The 15,805-nt window shown below is 72.3% G+C and carries 13 protein-coding genes and 2 pseudogenes; 6 read left to right on the top strand and 9 right to left on the bottom strand.

The features are described 5' to 3' along the window. Position 1: 1 nt before the first annotated feature. Genes AF335_RS17980 through AF335_RS17990 form a run of 3 tightly spaced genes read right to left on the bottom strand, consistent with a single transcriptional unit; the run spans position 2 to position 4,344 of the window. Positions 2-748: a class I SAM-dependent methyltransferase gene (locus AF335_RS17980; protein WP_102919417.1), complete on the bottom strand. Its 747-nt coding sequence runs from the start codon at positions 746-748 to the stop codon at positions 2-4. Continuing rightward, positions 735-3,863 (bottom strand): amino acid adenylation domain-containing protein, encoded by a 3,129-nt coding sequence (locus AF335_RS17985; RefSeq protein ID WP_228773572.1) that lies wholly within the window; start codon positions 3,861-3,863, stop codon positions 735-737. The genes AF335_RS17980 and AF335_RS17985 overlap by 14 nt, the downstream gene beginning before the upstream one ends. A 31-nt stretch (positions 3,864-3,894) precedes the next feature. Further along, complete coding sequence (locus tag AF335_RS17990) at positions 3,895-4,344, bottom strand: pyridoxamine 5'-phosphate oxidase family protein (protein ID WP_211304112.1); 450 nt, start codon at positions 4,342-4,344, stop codon at positions 3,895-3,897. Between the two features lie 468 nt (positions 4,345-4,812). On the opposite strand from AF335_RS17990, the gene AF335_RS17995 reads away from it, so the two are divergent. Then, on the top strand, positions 4,813-6,279 hold the full coding sequence (locus AF335_RS17995; protein WP_170127737.1) for an MFS transporter: 1,467 nt from the start codon (positions 4,813-4,815) through the stop codon (positions 6,277-6,279). 128 nt (positions 6,280-6,407) lie between these two features. On the opposite strand, the gene AF335_RS18000 is transcribed toward AF335_RS17995, so the two are convergent. Together AF335_RS18000 and AF335_RS18005 are read right to left on the bottom strand one after the other, a co-directional pair. Next, positions 6,408-7,190 (bottom strand): DJ-1/PfpI family protein, encoded by a 783-nt coding sequence (locus AF335_RS18000; RefSeq protein ID WP_102919420.1) that lies wholly within the window; start codon positions 7,188-7,190, stop codon positions 6,408-6,410. Further along, entirely contained in the window at positions 7,187-8,191 is a 1,005-nt protein-coding gene (locus AF335_RS18005) for a GlxA family transcriptional regulator (RefSeq protein ID WP_102919421.1), read from the bottom strand. The genes AF335_RS18000 and AF335_RS18005 overlap by 4 nt, the downstream gene beginning before the upstream one ends. A gap of 285 nt (positions 8,192-8,476) precedes the next feature. On the opposite strand from AF335_RS18005, the gene AF335_RS18010 reads away from it, so the two are divergent. Then, positions 8,477-9,034, top strand: coding sequence for an RICIN domain-containing protein (locus AF335_RS18010; protein ID WP_102919422.1), 558 nt, complete (start codon positions 8,477-8,479; stop codon positions 9,032-9,034). Positions 9,035-9,147: 113 nt separating this feature from the next. Here AF335_RS18010 and AF335_RS35735 read toward each other — a convergent pair. Further along, positions 9,148-9,279, bottom strand: a pseudogene (locus tag AF335_RS35735) (TetR family transcriptional regulator); the annotation flags it as partial. Then, positions 9,276-9,758, bottom strand: a pseudogene (locus tag AF335_RS18020) (DUF4166 domain-containing protein); the annotation flags it as partial. The pseudogenes AF335_RS18020 and AF335_RS35735, both read right to left, overlap by 4 nt. A gap of 271 nt (positions 9,759-10,029) precedes the next feature. Between AF335_RS18020 and AF335_RS18025 the strand changes: the two are divergent. Together AF335_RS18025 and AF335_RS18030 are read left to right on the top strand one after the other, a co-directional pair. Then, positions 10,030-10,686, top strand: coding sequence for a CatB-related O-acetyltransferase (locus AF335_RS18025; protein WP_102919423.1), 657 nt, complete (start codon positions 10,030-10,032; stop codon positions 10,684-10,686). Positions 10,687-10,916: 230 nt separating this feature from the next. Beyond that, positions 10,917-11,303, top strand: coding sequence for a VOC family protein (locus tag AF335_RS18030; RefSeq protein WP_102919424.1), 387 nt, complete (start codon positions 10,917-10,919; stop codon positions 11,301-11,303). A gap of 94 nt (positions 11,304-11,397) precedes the next feature. Here AF335_RS18030 and AF335_RS18035 read toward each other — a convergent pair whose 3' ends face one another. Both AF335_RS18035 and AF335_RS18045 read right to left on the bottom strand, forming a co-directional pair. Further along, the gene (locus tag AF335_RS18035; RefSeq protein WP_102919425.1) at positions 11,398-12,255 is read right to left on the bottom strand and encodes a class I SAM-dependent methyltransferase; all 858 of its coding nucleotides are present in this window, start codon (positions 12,253-12,255) and stop codon (positions 11,398-11,400) included. Between the two features lie 284 nt (positions 12,256-12,539). Continuing rightward, complete coding sequence (locus AF335_RS18045; protein ID WP_102919426.1) at positions 12,540-12,965, bottom strand: nuclear transport factor 2 family protein; 426 nt, start codon at positions 12,963-12,965, stop codon at positions 12,540-12,542. Positions 12,966-13,266: 301 nt separating this feature from the next. Here AF335_RS18045 and AF335_RS18050 point away from each other — a divergent pair, with 301 nt between their 5' ends. Then, positions 13,267-14,652: a Dyp-type peroxidase gene (locus AF335_RS18050; RefSeq protein ID WP_102919427.1), complete on the top strand. Its 1,386-nt coding sequence runs from the start codon at positions 13,267-13,269 to the stop codon at positions 14,650-14,652. A gap of 77 nt (positions 14,653-14,729) precedes the next feature. Next, the gene (locus AF335_RS18055) at positions 14,730-15,791 is read left to right on the top strand and encodes a catalase family protein (RefSeq protein WP_228773571.1); all 1,062 of its coding nucleotides are present in this window, start codon (positions 14,730-14,732) and stop codon (positions 15,789-15,791) included. Positions 15,792-15,805 lie beyond the last annotated feature (14 nt).

A 15,805-nucleotide genomic window follows, 5' to 3' on the forward strand; every position in this document is an offset into this window, starting at 1 on the left:
GTCAGCTCTCCAGTCTCAGGTCGGCCAGGTAGGTGGGCCAGGCCGTGGAGTCGTCCTGGTGGATGGCGTGCACGGTCCACGGGGTTCCGTGCGTGACCTTCTCCAGCCGCTCGGGCGGGCAGAACAGGAAGTCGAACCAGTCGGTGGCGGCGGTGCGGTGGCGTACCCGCATGCGGACGAACTCCTCGCCGCTGTGGGCGCGGGCGGTGTGCACCCCCTGCGGTGCCCGGGGGTCGGCCCGGGACTCCTCGGCGAAGGCCATGTTGGTGCCCAGCAGGCGGGCGCCGGGGCGGGCGTGCCGGGCCAGGCCCTCCAGGACGGCCCGGCTGTTCTCCTGGTCGCCGAGCAGTCCGAGGTTGGCGCCGAGCATCAGGAAGGTGTCGAACGTGCCAAGGTCTTCCGGGAGTTCGGACACGGATGCCACGTGCGCCTCGACGCCGCGCAGCCGTGCCACCTCCACGCCGCCGCGTGAGGTGTCGATGCCCACGACGTCCTTGCCGTCCCGGGCCAGCACGGAGCCGTGGCGTCCGGGGCCGCAGCCTATGTCCAGGATGCGGCCGGTGGCGCGCTCGCAGGCCATCCGGTCCACCGGCAGCCAGGTCTCGGGGCCGTGGAAGTAGTTCACGGCGTCCTCGGCGTAGATGTAGCCGTCGTCCATCTCGTAGACGAGGTGGGTGACGCCGGGCTCGGCGCCGCTCTCGTGGACGCAGCGGTAGGCGTCGCCGAACGGGTCGTCAGGCATGGTCATGGTGCTCCTCCGTGGCCGACCCGCACGCGGAGTGACGCGGCGTTCCCGGGCGGTCCAGGTATCCGGTGGACAGGAAGTGGTGCAGATAGCGGTCGAGCAGGCGCGCGTCGACCGGGGGGCACGCCAGTCCGCTGCCGGCCAGGGCGGTCTCGGCGTTCTCCCGGCCGATGGCGGGGAAGGTGCCCTCCAGGTACATCTCCTTGACGCTCATGGCGGACCCGTTGGCGCGGTCCACGCACAGGGAGACGAAGGGGGCGGTGGCGGCGGTGGGGTGCCGGGCGACGTGCCGGACGAGCTCGCCCACCCACCCGTCGTAGGGCAGGGTGCGGACGGGGAAGCCGGCCGCGCGCATCCGGTCGAGCATGTCGGTCAGCCGGGCCGGACGCGGGTTGGTGAGGTGGAGGACGCGCCCCGTCGCCCGCTGGTGGGTGGCGATGTGCGTCACGGCGTCCGCGAGGTGGTCCACCGGCACGAAGTCCAGGGGGAGTTCGATGTCGGGGGCGACGCCGGTCTCGGCGATCGTCTTGAACAGGGAACAGATCGCCGTCTCGGTGTTGCAGACGCCGCCGCGCTGCTCGCCGGTGACCTCGTAGGGACGGTGGATGGTCACCGGCAGACCCTGCCGGGCGGCGTCCTGCAGGACGCCTTCGGCCACCCATTTGCTCTCGCCGTAGCCCATCGTGATCCGGTCGGCGTGTGCGAGGGGCAGGTCCTCGGGGACGTGCCGTACACCGGCCGTGCCGAAGCCGGCCACGACGGCGATGGTGGAGAGGAAGTGCACCGGGACCCTGCGGGGCGCGGCCAGCGCGACGATCTCGCGGGTGCCCTGGACGTTCGCGGCCCGCAGCGCCTCGTAGGGGTAGAGGAAGTTGACCTGGGCGCCGTTGTGCACGATCAGGTCGAGGGTGCGGGACAGCTCTTCGGCGTGTGCGGGGGCCAGGCCCAGGGACGGCTCGGTCAGGTCGCCGGGGAAGCAGGTCACCCGCTGCTCCAGCCCCTCGGTGGGCAGGCCGTAGCGCTCCAGCGCGGCCCGGACCCGGCGGAGGGCGTGCGCCGCGTCCCGGGCCCGTACCGGGCAGTGGACGCGGGCCTGTGTGCGGTGCAGCATCCGGTGGAGGAGGAAGGCGCCCACGAAGCCGCTGGCGCCGGTGAGGAGGATGTGCGCGGGCCGCTCCCACCGGGGCTCGGGGCCCTGGGCCGGCGGCAGGGTGAAGCCGAGGCGGGCCTCGGCCGCGAAGTCGACGGGGTCGCCGGAGGGGGTGGCCCGGCCGGTGCCGCCGGTGTCGCGGACGTCCCGCACCGCCTGGGTGAAGTCGTGCAGGGTCGGGCGGTCGAGCAGGCCGCGCACCAGAGTGCTGCCGTGTTCGGCTCCGATGCCGAACACGGCGAGGGTACGGGTGACCACTTGGGCGGCCAGCAGGGAGTCGCCGCCCAGGCCGAAGAAGCTGTCGTGCGCCGCGGGTCGTATCCGCAGCGCCAGCTCCCATATCCCGGCCACGGCCTCCCGCATACCGCCCGCCGCGGCGGGGGCGGGGTCCTCGTGCGGCCGGCCGAGCTCGCGGCGGTCCACCTTGCCGGTGGCGGCGACCGGCAGCCGGTCGTACTCCAGCAGCCGCGCGGGCACGGCCGGGGCGGGCAGCCACGCCGCCAGGTCCCGTCGTACCGAGTCGACCGGCACCGGGGTGCCGGCGACCGCGCCGGTGACATGGGCGATCAGGTGCCCCTCGCCGTCCGGGTGGCGGACCGTCTCGACCGCGGCCTCGGCGATGGCGGGGTGGGCCCGCAGCCGGGCCTCGACCTCCTCCAGCTCCACCCGGTGGCCGCGCAGCTTGATCTGACGGTCCGTCCGCCCGCGGTACTCCAGGAGCCCCTCCGTGTTGCGCACCGCCCGGTCGCCGGTGCGGTAGAAGCGACCGGGCCGGGGCGTGTCCATGACGGGGAAGGAGGCGTCGACGAAGCGCTCGGCGGTGCGCCCGGGGTCGTTCACGTACCCCAGGGCCAGGCCGTCGCCGCCCACCCACAGCTCGCCCTCCTCGCCGGGCGCCGCCAGGGTGCCGTCCTCCCGTACGACGTGGGCGGAGGCGTACGCGACGGCACTGCCGATGGGCACGGTGACGGCGTCCTCGGGCAGGTGGTCGAGGACGTGGACGGTGGAGACCACGCTGTTCTCCGTCGGCCCGTACAGGTTGGCCAGCACGGTTCCCGGGCACGCCGCCCGCACCTTGCGGACCAGGTCGGCGTCGAGGGCCTCACCGCCGGCGGAGGCGTAGCGCAGGGTCCGCAGCGTCTCGGGCCGGGTGCGGGCGATGAGGTGGAACACGCTGGTGGTGAGGTAGGCGACCGTCACCCGCTGTGCCAGCAGGACCTGTTCCAGGGCCGTGGGGCTCAGCAGCACCTCGCGGTCGACGAGCACCAGTGCCGCGCCGCCCAGCAGCGCCGACCAGATCTCGATGGTGGAGGCGTCCGAGGACAGGCCGTAGGCGTGCAGCACCCGGTCGCCCGGGCCGGGCCGGCCCAGTGCGGGTTCGGTCAGGGCGAGGCGGGCCACCCCGCGGTGCGGGATCGCGACGGGCTTGGGGCGGCCCGTGGTCCCGGACGTGAACATCACATAGGCCGGGTCGTCGGCCGTGCTTCCGGCGGGTGCCCTCGGAGCGGCCCGGGGGACGTCCGCGGCCGGGGCTTCGGCGGCGGCCGCCCGGGGACCGCCGCCCAGTTCGAGCCGGGCCCGCAGGTTGCGTATCCGGCAGGTGCTGCCCGGCAGCACGACCGCCGCGCGTACGCCGGCGTCCTCGGCCATGGCCTGGAGCCGGGCCGGGGGGTGGGTGTCGTCCAGCGGTACGTAGGCGGCGCCCGCCTTGAGGACGCCCAGGAAGGCCACCAGCGCCTCCGGCGAGCGGGTCCCGGCCACGCCCACCGCGTCTCCCCCGCGTACCCCGGCGGCGTACAGTCGGTCCGCCAACGCGCCGGACCTGTCGCCCAGTTCACGGTAGGTGAGGCTGTGTTCGCCGTACCGCGCCGCGAGGGCGTCCGGCCGCCGCGCGGCCTGTTCCTCGAAGAGCTCGTGCAGGCGGCCGGTACGCCATGTCGTCGCGCCCGCTTCGTCGGCCCGGACCATGTTCCCCGCCATTCCTTCTCTCACCGCCCGGTCAGGAGAACTGCGCGGCGAACGCGGCGAAGTCCGCGGTGCGCCAGCGCTCGGGACGCATGCGGATGGTGATGTCGTCGTCCAGCTGACCGAGAGTGGATTCCAGGTAGGCGGGGGCCGTGTCCGCGTCGAGGTAGCGGTGGGCCAGCGCGGACCGCTCGTCGGGGTCCACGCGGTCCTCCACGGAGGTCACGGGCCCGTCGACGCTCACATAGCGGTAGGGCGGGGTCTCGTGCTGGACGCCGAGGCTGAACCGTCCCGCCTGCTGGATCCTGCGCGCCTTCAGCGAGGTGCGCCCGGTGAGCACCACGACCTCGCCGCCCGGTTCGTACGCGTACCAGACGGGCACCAGGAGCGGGGCGCCGCCCTCGGGCGCCTCGATGCCCAGCATCCCGACGCGCGCCTCGGCCAGGAACGCCTCACGCCCTTCGACACTCATGGCCAGCGACACGGTGGCACCTCTCGCGATGGTTGTTGATCATTGCGAGGAATATGCTCACGGGTCGCGAACCAGACATTCCCTAGTTTTCGCGGTTACGTCCCTTCGGGGCGCACGGGCGCCGTCCGCCCCCTCGTCGAGCCTCGCCGCCCCTGCCGCGCACGGGCGCGCCGGGACGTGGTGGTGCCACCGGTCGCTGATCGGCCACCGCCGACGGGACGCGCCGTTGACAGCGGCGAGCCGGTACCGCGTACGGCGGCGGGGCCGGCGCCCGGCTCCGTCCGACCGGCGCCGGGCGTCGCGCACGGTTCGTTGCGTCATCAACCGCGTGGTCACAGCGGGTGCCCGGACCGGCGCGGACCGGGTCGGACGATCGGGGGACAGGGGGCCTCCCGGCCGTCCCCCGAGTGTCCGATGGCAGCACGGCCCGAACCGGCGGAAAGTCGAAGGAGAGGACCTCCGCGGGAAGGGAGCCCCGCCGTGCCCACGCTCACCACCCACCGGAGCAATCTCGTCCTGGCGGTCTGCTGCCTCGCCATCGTCATGGTCGGCGTCGACATCACGGCGTTGAACGTCGCCCTCCCCGCCATGGAGCGGGATCTCCACGCCTCCGTCTCCGGGATGCAGTGGGCCATCGCGGCCTACAGCCTCGCCATGGCGACGCTGATGCTCTGCGCCGGATCGACCGGTGACCGGATCGGGCGCAAACGGGTGCTGGTGGCGGGCATCGTGGTCTTCACGGTCGCCTCGGTGCTGTGCGCGCTCGCGCCGTCCCTGTCCGCCCTGATCGGCTTCCGGATCCTCCAAGGCGTGGGGGCCGCGGGGCTGAGCCCCGTCGCCATGGCGATCGTCGCGAACGTCTTCCCCGGCAAGCAAGAGCGGACCCGGGCCATGGGCCTGTGGCTGGGGGCCTACGGCATCGGGCTGGCCCTCGGGCCCGTGGTCGGTGGGGTGCTGGTGGACGCCGTCGGATGGCGGTCGGTGTTCTGGCTGAACGTCCCGCTGGGGATCGTCGCACTGGTGATCGCGCTGCTCCGCGTGCCGGAGTCGCGGGCCGAGCGGCCGCGCCGGCCGGACCCGGTGGGTCAGCTCCTGGTCATCACCCTGCTGGGGCCACTGGCCTACGGGATCATCGAAGCGCCGCGCGCGGGCTGGACGGCGCCGCACGTCATCGCCTGTTTCGCGGTCACCGTCGTGTCGTTCGTCGCCCTGCTCGCCTACGAGCGCCGCCGCGCCGAGCCGCTGATCGAGCCGGCGTTCTTCCGCGACGCGCGGTTCAGCGGCGCGATCGCCTCGCTGGTGGCCGTCTTCGGGACGTTCGGCGGGTTCTTCTTCCTCACCGCCCTCTACCTGCAGAACCCGCTGCGGATGTCCGCCTCGGAGGCGGGCCTGTGGATGCTGGTGCCCGCCGGCTCCCTGGCCGTCTCCTCCGTGTGCGCGGCCGGACTCGCCCGGCGGTACGGCGCACGGCCGCTGATGGTCGGGGCGGGTGTGGTGCTGGCGGCGAGCGGGATGCTGATCGCGCTCTTCACCGGCGACTCGTCCCGGGTCATGATCGTCGTCGAGTACGTCCTCTTCGGGCTGGGCGTCGGCCTGTCGACCCCGCTGATCATCACCGCCGGCGTCTCGGGGCTCCCCTCGGACCGGGCCGGGCTGGCCTCGGGAATGCTGACCACCTTCGGCCGTTCGGCCTTCGCGATGGGTGTCGCCGCCCTCGGCGCGATCCTCAACGCCGGTCTGCACGGCGCCCCGTTGACCGATGCGGCCGCCTTCACCTCGGCGGTACGGCCCGCCTGGTGGATCCTCACGGCGGGCGGCGTGGTCGCCGCCCTGCTGGGCATCCTGGTCACGAGGGAGCGGGCGGCTTCCCCTCCGGGGCCGTCGCCCGCCCCCTCGGCCGAGCAGCACGTCAGCGGCAGGCCGGGCCCCGCCGAGCGGAACGGCTGACCCGCGGTCGCCCGGCCACCGGGGCGGAGCGCCAAGGGCTTCCCGGTCGACTGCCTCGGCCATAGTCCCGCGGGCGGCCGGCGGCGCAGCCGTTCGTCAGCGTTCGAGGCGCCCCCGCGGCCTCGCCCTCACTTCTGCGACTCGGCCAGCAACCGCAGTGCCCGCTCCTTCAGTTCGGGGCCGGCCTTCGCGGCGTTCCCGGCGTCGAAGGGAGGGCGCGGGTCGTATTCGATGGCCAGCTGTATCGCCTCGGCCGTGCTGTCGCCTGCGATCAGGGACGCCAGGTACAGCGCCATGTCCAGCCCCGCCGACACCCCCGCCGCTGTGATGATCTTCCCTGACCGCACATACCGTTCGGGCAGGTAGGTGACGTCGTAGTGGGTGCGGAGGTAGTCGGCGGAGGCCCAGTAGGTCGTCGCCTGCCGGCCGTCGAGCAACCCGGCCGCCGCGAGCACGAGCGAGCCGGTGCACACGGACGTCGTCCACCGGCTGTGCCGGTCGATCATGCCGATCCAGCGCAGGAGTTCCTTGTTCCGCATCGCCTCCACCGTGCCGCGATTGCCGGCGCCGGGAACGAGCAGCACGTCCAGGCGGTCGACGTCGGCGATGCGCCGTTCGGCCATGACGGCCACGTCGCCGGTGTCGGTGCGGACGGGCCCCCGCTCCTGGGCGATCATCGTGACGGTGGCGCCCGGCAGCCGGGAGAGGACCTCCGCGGGGCCGGTGGGATCCAGCAGGCTGTAGCCGTCGTACAGCAGGATGCCGATGTCCGGGCCCTTGCCGACCGCCGGTGACCGCCGCGCGGCCCGGGCGGGTCGCGCGAGGGCGGTGCCGGCCGCGCCCGTCGTGGCGAGCGCGGCGCCGGCGGCGGCCCCGCGCATCAGGTTCCTGCGTGTCGTCGTGTGTCTCATGGCAGGGAAGTCTTGTGCCCTTGGGGGACACGCGGTCGTGGCATGTCCGGCATCTTGCGGATCGTGTCCCCGCCGCATCCATAGTGGTCCACGAATGCCTGACGAAGCGTCTGCGGCGACTTGAACCCGCAACGCCGCGCGATCGCGGCCAGCGACAGCCGGCTCGACCTCACCAGATGCGCGGCCGCCTCCGTACGGGCCTCCCGTACCGCCCGGGCCGGTGTCGTACCGAGGTGTTCGGTGAACAGCCGCGTCAGATGCCGGGTGCTCACCCCCGCCCGGGCCGCCAGCGCGCCCGGGGACAGGTCCTCGGCCAGGTGGCCGGCGATATGGCCCGTGAGGTCCCGCACCAGCCGGTCCCCGGGCGGCGGGGCGGTCAGGAACATGCTGATCTGCGCCTGGTCCGCGGGCCGGTGAAGGTAGGAGACCAGCTCCCGGGCCACCGCGCGGGCCAGCGTGGGCCCGTGGTCGTCCTCGATCAGCGAGAGCGTGAGGTCGAGCGCGCTCGTCACCCCCGCCGAGGTGTAGACGTTCCCGTCGCGGATGTGGAGGGGCCCTACGTCCACGGCCACATCAGGGTACCGGGCCGCGAGCCGCTCGCCGTATCCCCAGTGCGTCGTGACCCGCCGGTGCTTCAGCAACCCCGCCGCGGCCAGCACGTAGGTGCCCGTGCACACCGAGGCGACGCGGCGGCTGCTCCCGGCCAGCCGCCGCACCTGCGTCAGCAACCGCTCGTCCGCCGACGCCTCCTCGAAGCCCGCGCCACCGACGACGAGCAGGGTGTCCAGCCGCCCCGTCACCGCCTCCAGACCGCGCCCGGCCCCCAGCACGATCCCCGCCGAGCTACGGGCCGCACGACGGCCGAGAGTGCCGAGCTCAATGGTGTACGGCGGGGAGGCGCCGTACCGGTTGGCTATGTCCAGCGCGCCGCTGGGGCAGGCGATGTCGAGGATCTGCGCGTCGTCGTAGGCGACGATCAGAACGCGCCGTCGGTTGTCCATGGCCCCGATCCCATCAGATGAGGGCTTGAACAGGGGGGCGCGGGCCCGCGTCCATCGCCGTCTTCTCCCCCCCCCGGCCGTACGCCGCGCGGGGCAGCGGGCCGGATCCACGAACTGCGCCCAAGCCGTGCCCGAGGGGGCGCATGACGGTCGTGCGCTTAGGCCGTTGTGCGTGGCGGTCTACGGGAAGGCGCAGCACATGTCCGGTTCCAGGGGTGTACGGAGCCGAGTACAGCGGCCACCCTTGAGCGACGCCCGAGGGGCGGCCATGGGGAAGGACACCACATGATCGTTCGCTTGAACCGTCGGCTGGGAGTCTTGAGTGCGCTGGTCGCGAGTGCCGCGCTCGCCCTGACCGGGGCAACGGCTACGGCAGCGCCGTCAACGGCGACACGAGCCGGCCCCCTCTTCAGCCTACGGAACGCGGCTGACCCGAACGGGAACAAGTGCGTGGGACTGGCGAACAACGGCAGCACCGCCAACGGGACGATCCTTGTCCTGTGGGACTGCCACCTCAACTTCGATCAGTGGTGGTACAGAGGCGATGACGGCGTTTCCCTGCGCAGTAACGCCTCCGGCTATCCGCAAGGCAAATGCATAGGGCTGGCGGACAACGGCAGCGACAGAAATGGCACGCGCCTCGTTCTGTGGGACTGCCACCTCCACCCCGATCAGTGGTGGCGGATGCAGGATCTGGGTGACGGCACCGCTGCCCTCGTGTCCGCGGCAGGCCAGAACAAGTGCGTGGGGCTGGCGAACAACGGCAGCACCGCCAACGGGACTCCGCTGGTCCTGTGGGACTGCCACTTCCACCCCGACCAGCGGTGGTTCACACGTTCGTAGGCCCGGTCCCTCGGAGACGGCCCGTCGGACCCGTCAGTCTCGTCGGCGAGACGACCCGTGGGGCAGGCCCTAACCCCGCCCCTCCCGTCGTCGCAGGCGGGACCGTACGATAAGTGATAGAAGACCAGCGACTGGTTGACGCTGGCCGCCGCGGCGACGGACCGGGCGGAGGTCTTGGCGATGCCCTGTTCGGTGAGGGTCCGCGGCGCCCCTTCGAGCAGCTTGGCCCGGGTGTCCTCGCTCACGCGCGGGCTTCTTCCCGCACCGGCCGCAGGCCCGCCCGCGGCTCGACTCCATGGGTGTAGGCGGCGGTGAAGGAGCCGCGGTAGCCGAAGAGCGGTCCGAAGCGGCGGTTGGTGACCCGTACCTCGATGCGGAAGCGTTCCGCCGCCTCGTCGTAGGACTCGCGGACGACGGCGTCACCGGCGACGAGCGCGGGCACCCGGGCGTCGACCGGGCCCTCCCGGAAGCGGTGTTCCCCGGAGCGGATGACCAGTGCCCCGGTGTCGTCGGCCGTGAAGTGCAGATCGGTGGCGAGGTGCTGGTGCGTGCCGAGGTAGTCCACGACGCAGCCCCGTTCGCGGCTGAAGACCATGGTGGCGTCGAACCGGCGCGGCCGGTCCGGGAAGGCGAAGGTCCGCACGAAGGTCACGGTCTCCCGCCCGTAGGCGTCGCGGTAGGGGACGTTCTCGATGGTGAAGGGGATGTTCCGGCCCGCGCGCGGGTCGAATCTTAGAGCTGTTTGAGCGATCGCTCAAGAGGGGGTGTCGTCACAGCGGGCGGGGGCCTCGGCAGGCCGCACCGACGGGCCGTCAGGCACCGGCGGCAAGACCGTCGGACACCTGCGGCAAGGCGGGAGTCACCGCCCGGAAAGGGTTTGCCCGGCGAACGGAGCCATGACAGCATCCTTGACGCACACGCTGTCGCGTCAACGGCGACCACCGGCGAAGCCGGGTCCGGCGAGGACGGCCCGGCCAGGGAGAGGTAGCCCGCCCATGAGTCCCCACGTTCCCGCGGACCCGACCGTGCTGCACCCGATGCCCCAGCACCCACGGGTGGTACTGCTCAAGCCGCTGGTGAAGTCCCCGCTGATCGAGGTCGGGGAGTACTCCTACTACGACGACCCGGACGACCCGACCGCGTTCGAGACGCGCAACGTGCTCTACCACTACGGGCCGGAGAAGCTGATCATCGGCAAGTTCTGTGCGCTGGGCACAGGGGTCCGGTTCATCATGAACGGCGCCAACCACCGCATGGACGGCCCCTCGACCTTCCCCTTCCCCACGATGGGCGGCTCGTGGTCCGACCACTTCGACCTGCTCACCGGCCTGCCGAACCGCGGGGACACCGTCGTCGGCAACGACGTCTGGTTCGGCTACGGCGTGACGGTGATGCCCGGTGTACGGATCGGGCACGGCGCGATCGTCGCTTCCGGCGCCGTGGTCACCGCCGACGTGCCCGACTACGGGATCGTCGGCGGCAACCCCGCCCGTGGCGTCCGCGCCCGGTACGGCGACGAGGACGTCGCCCGGCTGCTGGCGGTGGCCTGGTGGGACTGGCCGGCGGAGCACATCACCGAGCACATACGGACGATCATGTCGGGTGACATCGCCACCCTGGAGGCCGCCGCCCCGGACGACAGCCGGGCGTGAGACGGGCGCCCACCGGCCCAGCGGCATCGGCGGGAACGCACCGTAGGGGCGCGCGGGTTCCCCGTATGCCCGTCCGCACTCGACGCGTACGCGGCCGCCCGTTGTACTGGGATCAGCATGTCCGGTCCGTCCGCGGCGCCGGGGGCACCGTGTGTTCCGCCCTCGGGCCACCGGCCCCTCGAACGCATGATCACCCGGTCCCAGGCCGGACACCACCCCGGAGGCGCCCCATGAGGATCCACCTGACCAGCGTCTTCGTCGACGACCAGGAAAAGGCCCTGCGTTTCTACACCGAGGTGCTCGGCTTCGTGAAGAAGACCGAGGTCCCTCTGGGCAAGGACCGCTGGCTCACGGTGGTCTCACCGGAAGACCTCGACGGGACCGAACTGCTGCTGGAGCCCGACGGCCATCCCGCGGTGAGACCGTACAAGACGGCGCTGGTCAAGGACGGCATCCCGGCCGCCTCGTTCGCCGTGGCGGACGTACCCGCGGAGTTCGACCGGCTGCGCGGACTCGGGGTCCGCTTCACCCAGGAGCCGCTGGAGGCCGGCCCGGTCACCACGGCGGTCCTGGACGACACCTGCGGCAACCTGATCCAGATCATGCACAGCAAATAGGATTACCGTTCATGGCCTGAAATCGATCGGTTCCGCGCTCATACAGCCATCCGACCCGCTGCCGGACACGGGTGGGCGGGCTACCGCCTCGACGTCAGGGAATGTCCAACCGGACGAGCGCCGGCAACAGCGCCTCGCGTACGGGCCATGAGCGCTGCGCGGCGAGGATCAGCCGGGCGGTGGCGCGCGGCCCGATCGCGTAAGGGCCGATGCTCCGCACCGTCACCGCGTGCCGTTGCCCGGTGTCGCCGAGGCGCAGGGCGGACGGTCTGATGGCGCCGCGCAGGGTGGGGAAGCGGAATGTCCCGCCACGGGTCAGGGCGTACGGGGCCAAGTGGGCGGTGACGTGGGGCAGCGTGTCGAAGAGCAGCACGCTCCGCGGAAAGCGGCGGACGCAGAGGCGGATGAGGGCGGCGGCCTGGGGCGGCCGAAGGTACATGAACAGGCCCTGCGCCGCGATGAGCGAGGGCGGCCGGGCGACGGCGTGGTCCGTCCACCGCGGGTCGGTCACGGAGCAGGCGACGGCGTGCTGCCGCGGTCCGTGCGGCAGGACCGCGCGGCGTAGCTCGATCACCTCGGGCCGGTCGACGGAGAGCCAGTGCGCCGTGCCGTTGTCCGCGCGCCAGAACTGCGTCTCCAGCCCCTCCCCCAGGGCGATCACCGTGGCTCCGGGGTGGCGCCGCAGAAAGCGCGTCGTCGCGGCGTCGTACATGCGGGCCCGCCGGGCGAGGTACTGCTCGGCGACATGGTGCGGCCGGCCGAACCACGCCTGGAAGGGCCAGTCGCATCGGTCGGTGAGTTCCACGGCCGCGGGATCCGTGAGGAGCGGGGGGTCGCGGCGGGCGGCGGCCGCCCGGTGGTACAGAGTCCACAGGGACGTCTGCGCAACGGGTGCCAGGGCATGCGGGGCAGGGCGCTGCGAGGGGCCGCGTTCCCCGTCGTGGGACCACATCCGCGGGGTTTACCCGTACGGAGGGCGGATGACCCGTAGGTCGGCCCGACGAGGGAACGGGCGAACGCGCGAGCGGGTGCGCGGTGGGGTCCGCGGGAGGCGCGCCACCGACGAGGAGACCGACCGCCACCCGGAGAACGCCGCCACCGGACGCCTCGTCCTCGCCACCGCCCGATGGTCTCCGCGTGGGGGCGCCGCCCGCAACGACCCCGGGAGCGCTCGCCCAGGCGCGCTGGGCCGCCCCACACCACCCTGACCTGCCGACAGGGAGGTGGCGACGCCGCTCAGTCCATCAGCTCCGGCGCGAAGTAGTCACGCAGTCGAGCGATCTTCCCGTCGCGGACGCGGAAGATCTGGACCAGCGAGACGGTCACGTCGTCCCCATCCCCGTCCCCGCCCCCGTCCCCGTCGAAGACCGTGTCGATCTCGGCGATGAAGACCTCGGGATCGGCGGTGGTGTGCAGAACGTATCCGGACTTCTCGACGTTCGGCGCACGGCCGTCCTTCCCCTGGCCCCGGTAGTACGCCGCCATCGCGCTACGGATCTCCTCGCGGCCCACCAGCTTCCTCGGGAAGGCGGCGCCGGCGGGCATGAGCGGCGCCTCGAAGACGCCGTCCGGGGTGAAGTTCTCGGCGAGGGCATCGGCGTTCCGGGTGAACGCGCCGGCGCGCACATGGCTCTCGAAGATCTCCTGCGGGGTTCGGGACATGAGCGGCCTCCCTGGGCTCGGGCACGGAGGACCACATCATCACAGCGGTGCCTCCGGGAAGGTGGTTTTCGGGGAACGATCACACTCCGCCGGATCGGTGGGCCGCCGCGCCCGGAAACATGGCGAGCCCGGAGACATGGCAAGCCCGGCCGCCGCCTCGGTCCAACGGGAGGCACTTCCACGACACGGCAGACGGATTGCCATCGAGATCGACACCTTCGGTGCAAACTGTGTCCATATTTGCGCCCATATGAAGGAAGCCCACCATGTTCATGGCTACCCGGCTTTTCGACCCACGGGGATGACCGGGCCCACCGCGGGTACGGTGCCGGCGCTGGAACTGGACGACATCCAGGGCACCGTGCTGCGCCGCCGCCCGGACGACTATCACGGCGTCTATCTGCTGTACCGGATCGACGACCCGGCCGCGACGAAGCGGTCCCTGCGCGAGGTCCTGCCGAAGATCACCAGCGCGGCGGACTGGGAGCTGCCCCGCCCGTACACCCTCAACGTCGCCTTCACCTACCGGGGCCTGGCCCGGCTGGGTGTGCCGGAGGACTCGCTCGCCTCCTTCTCCGAGGAGTTCCGGGCCGGCATGGCCGCCCGCAAGGAGGTGCTCGGCGACCTCGGCGCCAACGATCCCGGCAACTGGCTCCCTCCACTGGGCGGGGCCGATGTGCACATCGGCGTAATGATCATCGCGAGGGCCCCCGAGGGACTGCGCGAACCCGTGGACGCGGCCGGCCGGCTGGCCGGGGTGAACCTGGTCTACCGGCTCGACGTCGGTGTCCCGGTCACCGGGCGCGAGCACTTCGGGTTCCGGGACGGGATCTCCAGTCCACACCTGCTCGGCAGCACCGACGCGCCGCTGCCCGGTCAGGACTCCGTCCAGCCCGGTGAGTTCCTCTTCGGCTACCCGGACGAGTCCGGGACCCCGCCACCGGGTCCGGCCCCGGAAGTCCTCGGCCGCAACGGCTGCTACTTGGCCTTCCGCCAGATGCACGCGGACGTCGCCGCGTTCCGCAGATACCTGCGCGACAACGCCTCCTCCCCCGAGGCCGAGGAACTGCTCGCGGCGAAGTTCGTCGGCCGCTGGCGCAGTGGTGCGCCGCTCGCGCTGGCCCCGGACCACGACGATCCGGAACTGGGCGCCGACCCCATGCGCAACAACGACTTCCGCTACCACGAGGACCCGCGGGGGCTGCGCGTCCCGCGCGGCGCGCACATCCGGCGCGCCAACCCGAGGGACGGCCTCACGGACACCGTGGTCGCGGTCAACATCCACCGCGTGCTGCGGCGCGGTGCCGCCTACGGCCCGCCGCTGCCCGACGGGATCCTCGAGGACGACGGTGCGGAGCGCGGGATCATCTTCGTCTTCCTGGGCGCCAGCCTGTCCCGGCAGTTCGAGTTCGTGCAGCAGGTGTGGCTCAACGACGGCGACTTCGCCGGCCTCGGCGCCGAGCGGGACCCGCTGATCGGCGACAACGACGGCACGGGCGTCCACACCGTCCCGGCCACGCCGGTCCGCCGCAGGCTCACCGGGCTGCCCCGGTTCGTGACCGTGCGCGGCGGCGAGTACTGCTTCCTGCCCGGCCTGACCGCGCTGAAGTGGCTCACCACGCTGCCCGACACGGCCGCGAAGCCCGCCACCACCCCACCCACATCGATGCCGGAGAGTGACAGGTGACATCACCGGAGCTGGACTTCACCCCTGTGCGGTACGCGCCCGACATCGCGCCACCGGAACCTGATCTCGATCGGAGCATGCGTCGGATCATCGAGGTCATCGAGGACTTCGAGCGGGGTTCGGTGGAGGGCGAGGGCCGCGCGGTCCGCTTCGCCCACGCGAAGGCGTACGGGCTGGTGCGCGGCACGTTCGAGATCCTCGACGGCGTCCCGCCCGAGTACGCCCAGGGCGTCTACGGCAGGCCCGGGACGCACGACGCGCTGGTCCGCTACTCCAACGGGCTGTCCCACCTGGGCGCCGACCGGATGCTGGGCAACATCGTGGGCATGGCGACCAAGGTGTTCGGGATGGAGTCCACCACCACCCTGCCCGACGAGGCCATGAGCCGCACCATGGACTTCAACATGATCAACGGGCCCGTCTTCTTCTGCAACACGGCGGCGCACTACACATTCCTGGCGAAGCTCTTCATCGACCTGCCGAAGTACCGGCAGAGCGGCCGCCGGGGCAACCACCAGATGTTCCACGACTGGGTCACCGGGTACGGCACGCTGCCCGCGTCCGAATGGGCCTGGGACGAGCTCGGCGCGATGCTCCGGCTGGGCGAACGGGCCCGGTGGCAGAACCTCCTCCTCTCCTCGTTCTTCTCGATGGGAGCGGTGCGCCACGGCGACTACGTGGCCAAACTGCGCATCCGCCCCACGGACGACTCGGCCGCCCGCGTACGGACCCGCGGCCTCGACCCGACGGGCCGGGACGAGGTCTTCCGCCCCGCCCTGGTCGGCGAACTCGCCGGGGCGGAGCACGAGTTCGACTTTCAGGTGCAGCTGTGCGCGTCCCTGGAGACCATGCCCGTCGACGACCTCACCGTCGAATGGGAGGAGCACGAGTCCCCGTTCGTGACCGTCGCCAGACTGCGCTTCCCCCGCCAGGACATCGGCGGCGAGGAGAACCTCGCCGCCGCCGACGCGCTCTCGTTCACACCGTGGCGTTGCCCGCCCGAGCACGTACCGCTCGGCTCGATCCAGACCGTCCGCAAAGAGGTGTACCGGCACTCGTCGTCGCTGCGCCACCGGCTGAACGGTCAGCACCGCGCCGAGCCGGCCTCGGCGGCGGACGTGCTTCCCGACCGGTCCTGACGCCTCCTCGAAAA

Source organism: Streptomyces eurocidicus (genome assembly GCF_002891295.1).
Taxonomy (GTDB): Bacteria; Actinomycetota; Actinomycetes; order Streptomycetales; family Streptomycetaceae; genus Streptomyces; species Streptomyces eurocidicus.